The sequence below is a fragment of the Collinsella sp. OM08-14AT genome (assembly GCF_003438115.1).
Taxonomy (GTDB): domain Bacteria; phylum Actinomycetota; class Coriobacteriia; order Coriobacteriales; family Coriobacteriaceae; genus Collinsella.
In genome coordinates, this window is record NZ_QSTE01000031.1 from 1 (window position 1) to 4527 (window position 4527).

4 protein-coding genes are annotated in these 4527 nt (G+C 57.5%); all 4 read right to left on the minus strand.

The window, feature by feature from the left end:
• Nucleotides 1-81: 81 nt before the first annotated feature.
• Nucleotides 82-2034 carry a heavy metal translocating P-type ATPase gene (locus DXC18_RS10240; RefSeq protein ID WP_233509070.1) on the minus strand — a complete coding sequence of 651 codons (1953 nt, stop codon included), beginning with the start codon at nucleotides 2032-2034 and terminating at the stop codon, nucleotides 82-84.
• 100 nt (nucleotides 2035-2134) lie between these two features.
• The gene (locus tag DXC18_RS10245; protein WP_117583778.1) at nucleotides 2135-2353 is read right to left on the minus strand and encodes a cation transporter; all 219 of its coding nucleotides are present in this window, start codon (nucleotides 2351-2353) and stop codon (nucleotides 2135-2137) included.
• 62 nt (nucleotides 2354-2415) lie between these two features.
• Nucleotides 2416-2781 carry a helix-turn-helix transcriptional regulator gene (locus DXC18_RS10250; protein WP_055285819.1) on the minus strand — a complete coding sequence of 122 codons (366 nt, stop codon included), beginning with the start codon at nucleotides 2779-2781 and terminating at the stop codon, nucleotides 2416-2418.
• A gap of 389 nt (nucleotides 2782-3170) precedes the next feature.
• A complete protein-coding gene (locus DXC18_RS10255; RefSeq protein ID WP_147329321.1) occupies nucleotides 3171-4292 on the minus strand; it encodes a hypothetical protein in 1122 nt (373 codons plus the stop codon).
• Nucleotides 4293-4527 lie beyond the last annotated feature (235 nt).

Sequence of the window (4527 nt, forward strand, 5' to 3'; positions counted from 1 at the left end):
CGCAGGAGCAGGAAAGACGGGCCTCATGCGCGAGGACGTTTTCAAAACCAAGCCCGGCCCCGGCCGGAGGGACCACAGGCGCTACAGGTTCTTGACACCCATCGCGCGCATGGCGTTCAGGATGGCGATGATCGCCACGCCCACGTCGCCAAAGACGGCAAGCCACATATTGGCGATGCCGAGCGCCGCGAGCACCAGAATCAGCAGCTTAATGCCCAGCGCAAAGATTATGTTCTGCCAAACGATCGTCATGGTCTTGCGCGCCACGCGGATCGCGCGGGAAATGTTGGACGGCTTGTCGTCCATCAGCACCACGTCGGCGGCCTCGATCGCGGCGTCGGAGCCCATGGCGCCCATGGCAATGCCCACATCGGCGCGCGTAAGCACAGGAGCGTCGTTGATACCGTCGCCGACAAAGGCGAGCTTGCCCTTGCCCGATTCGGCCGCGAGCAGTGCCTCGACGCGCTCGACCTTGTCACCAGGCAACAGCTGCGCATGGAACTCGTCGAGACCGAGCTGTTTGGCCACGGACGCCGCCACTTCCCCGCGGTCGCCCGTGAGCATGACGGTGCGCTTAACGCCGGCGGCGTGCAGGTCACGAATCGTTTGCTCGGCATCGGCCTTGACGGTGTCGGCGATGACGATATGGCCGGCATAGATGCCATCGACCAGCACGTGGAGAATGGTGCCGACGACCTCGCAATTGGGTGCTTCGATGTCGGTGGCGGCGAGCATCTTGGCGTTGCCGACGACGACGGGCTTGCCGTCGATGGTTGCCGTCACGCCGTGGCCCGCGTCATTAGTGGAATCCGTTACGCGCTTGGGATCGAGCTCGCCCTGGAAGGCGGTACGTACCGACTGCGCGATGGGATGGTCGGAGAACGACTCGGCAAGGGCCGCGACTTCGAGCAGCGACTGCTCGGTATAGCCTGCCTCGGGGTGCACCGCGACGACCGAGAATGTGCCGTTCGTGAGGGTGCCGGTTTTGTCGAAGACGACGGTGTCCACATCGGCGAGCGTCTCGAGGTAGTTAGAACCCTTGATAAGGACGCCCAGCTTGGATGCGCCGCCGATGCCGCCAAAGAAGCTCAGCGGCACGCTGATCACCAGCGCGCACGGGCAGCTGACGACGAGGAAGGTCAGGCCGCGCAGGATCCAGTCGGACCAAGCGCCGGTCACCAGGCCGCCGCCGAGCGCGAGTACCGCGGCGGCGCCAGTGACGGCGGGAGTGTAGACGCGGGCAAAGCGCGTGATGAAGTTCTCGGTACGTGCCTTCTTTTCGCTGGCGTTTTCCACGAGCTCTAGGACACGAGCGACGGTGGATTCGCCAAATGGCTTAGTGGTGCGCACGTGGATGAGGCCCGTCATGTTGATGCAGCCGCTGATGATATCGTCTCCGGTTTTGGCCGGGCGGGGGACCGACTCTCCCGTGAGCGCGGCGGTGTCGAGTTGCGTCTCGCCCTCGACGATAACGCCGTCGATGGGCACGCGCTCGCCGGGCTTGACGACGATGACGGTGCCGACGGTGATGTCATCGGGGAAGACCTGCTCGAGCGTGCCGTCGGTCTGCTCGACGTTAGCGTAGTCGGGCGCGATGTCCATCATGGCACTGATCGACTTGCGGCTCTTGCCCACGGCGTATGCCTGGAACAGCTCGCCGACCTGGTAGAACAGCATGACAGCGGCACCTTCGGCCATGTGCGGGTCGGTGTCGGGGAAGAGCACCATGGCAAATGCACCGATGGTCGCGACTGCCATAAGGAAACTCTCGTCGAAGGCCTTACCGCGGCGGATGTTGTTAAATGCCTTTTGCAGTACGTCATGGCCGGCGATCAAAAACGGCACGAGGAACAGCACAAAGCTGGCATAGATGTCGCCGGGCTCGCCGAATGTGGCAGTGAGGGCACCGAGCTCGTCGAGGGCGTACACCACCGCAAAAATGCCTAGCGCTACCAGGATACGGCTGCGTTTATGCTCGAGTGACTCTTTTTTCGTGCGCTTCTTCTTTTTCTTTTTGGGGTCGGCGGTGGCCATGACTCGTATCCTCCCATTTGAATGTATGAACACTCGCTCATATAATTTCGCGAGCAAAGGCCGCGGCAAGCGCGGCCCTGAAGATTGGCGTGAACCTGGGCTAGAGAATGATCTCGCAGTCCGGCTCGGCGTCGGCGGTGAACTCCACGACGCGGTCAAGGACCTCGTCGAACTCGGCGTCATCAGCCTCGAGCGTCAGCTTCTGGGTCATAAAGTTGACGGACACGGATTTGACGCCCTCGAGCTTGGCCAGCTCGTCCTGAAGCTCGCGCGCGCAGTTGGCGCAGTCGATCTCGTCGAGTTTAAACTGCTTTTTCATGTTGGGTTCCTTTCCCGTTTTTGCGGCTTGGGTGCAGGCCGCGCTGGTACCGTGGTTGGTCGCTATTCGCAGATGTGGCTCATGCCTTGGTTGAGCATGGTATAGACGTGATCGTCGGCAAGCGAGTAGAGGATATTGCGCCCGTCGCGCCGGAACTTGACCAGGTGCGACTGCTTAAGCGTGCGCAGCTGGTGCGATACTGCCGACTGCGAGGTTTCGGTCGCTTCGGCGATGTCTGCCACGCAGAGCTCGCGACCCATGAGGGCGTAGAGGATCTTGATGCGCGTGGTGTCGCTGAAGACCTTGAACAGGTCGGCGAGGTCGTAGAGAAGCTCCTCGTCGGGAAGGTCCTCGGGCGAGCAGGTGGTGGGGATCGCGGGCTCGGTGGCCTCGATGTCGGGTTTCGTTTCATCAACGCGGATGCTCATTGCAATATCCTTTCATATGAACATGCGCTCATATAACTTACTTCCGATTATATGAGCGCATGTTCATATGTCAATACAATTTGCGATAATTTCGATGACTGCTTGCCGCCTCTGCGATTTTCTGTGGGTTGGGATGCATCGATGCAATGCTCGCCAACATATTTCGAGATGTTCGGCCAGCATGCTAAGAAAGCCGCCTCGAGAAGCATTAGAACTGTTCATATTTGTACTTAATCTTGTTAAATATCGTGAGAATCAGTTCTTTCTCTACGGGAGTTCCTGCAGAATCAGTTTTATCTAAAGTTATATTGAGCATTGCTGCGGCCAATCGGGCACATAGGTGGCCGAATAAGTCGAAAAATGTAGGTGGACATCCGCAGAGACCGCCTTTAGAAGAGCGAATTCTCAATTAGATCAATAATCGTGTCGTCTTCCGTGCGGTTTTCATCGATTTTTGCGGACATGTCGCATTCCCAAGGCCCATTGATTTCTTCAGCAAGGGCCCCGACGTGTTGCATGTCGTCGGGTTCGGGCACATCGTTGATGCTCGGGTCATCAGCTTGCGGATATTGGCTTGCAATTTCGCGCTTGGCGGACTCTTCTTCTTTGAGAGCCTCCAGGACGCGGCGACCGTATTCGAAGTAGCGCCGCAAGACAAATTGACGAAGAGTTTCTTGCAGGATGGTGAAGTTATCCGGGAGTCGACCAGGCCAGATCTTCTCGCGAATGCGAATCGCTTCCATGACCCGTCCAAAAGCGGACTGCTTGAAAAACGAATGACGAGTAACTGTGATAACGGCATATCCCATGTTTCGCAGCGTGTTGCGGCGTTCCTCGTCAATTGATTGCTGCTCGGGCTCGTCGTGGTAAAAGCCGTTGTATTCGATATCGGTCATCGAATTCTCGAGCAGCGCGTCGAGGTAGAAAACCGTCCGTCGCGTTAGGGCGGCGTATCTTTTGGGGACTGGGATCGGATAATCCGTTTTGATAGCGCGTATGGCTAAGCCACCCATTGACTTGGGCATCGTCAGCATCATGACAAACGCCGTTTCGAGTGGGGAGCGACAGCCTTCGCGTACATAAGAAAGTGCCTTAAGGGCTTTATTAGATCCACGATACCCCGACGCCTCTGAAAAGAAGGCTCTGAGCTCTTCAACGCTGGTTAGGGCTGGGCGCTCGCGATATTGAGTTTCGTTGGACGTTTCAAGCGCGTAGGAGCCGCAGATTTCAAAGTAATACTCAACGAGCTCCGAAAGGTTGAGGTCGGCTGTTGCTTCTAACGCGCACAGCTTGATATCGACGATGTAGACGTTCGGCTCGAGTTCTAGGTAGCTTTCTGCATCAAACGTATAGCGCGTGCAGTGGCAGATGCAGCCCTTGCGGTGCCTTTTGGCATTATTGGAAAACGTCAGCACATGGATGCGTTCAGAATCGACATTCTTTCTTTTGAGCCATGCTCGTGCCGCTTCCAGGTCGGATGTGGTCGGCGCAGACACCCTGATCTTTTCCATAGGTATGGGATCGGTCGCGTAGCTTGCGAGCGAGTTGGCTGTTTGGTATACAGCGCGTGCTGTAGTATGTGACAGAACGATTCCCATACGCGCATGATGGCATAGCGGACGCCACATGTGCCCGAAACTTCGGGCAACGGTATAGGGACGCGGCTTATCTTCTGCGAACGGTGGGTTTTTGAGCTGTCGTATTGAGGGGGTGTTCCTATAGTTTTGTCAACTGGGAAATGCTCTC

What these genes read in the sequence shown, in the direction of transcription:
- DXC18_RS10240 (WP_233509070.1), bottom strand. Translation starts at nt 2,034, where the DNA reads ATGGCCACCGCCGACCCCAAAAAGAAAAAGAAGAAGCGCACGAAAAAA.
- DXC18_RS10245 (WP_117583778.1), bottom strand. Translation starts at nt 2,353, where the DNA reads ATGAAAAAGCAGTTTAAACTCGACGAGATCGACTGCGCCAACTGCGCG.
- DXC18_RS10250 (WP_055285819.1), bottom strand. Translation starts at nt 2,781, where the DNA reads ATGAGCATCCGCGTTGATGAAACGAAACCCGACATCGAGGCCACCGAG.
- DXC18_RS10255 (WP_147329321.1), bottom strand. Translation starts at nt 4,292, where the DNA reads ATGGAAAAGATCAGGGTGTCTGCGCCGACCACATCCGACCTGGAAGCG.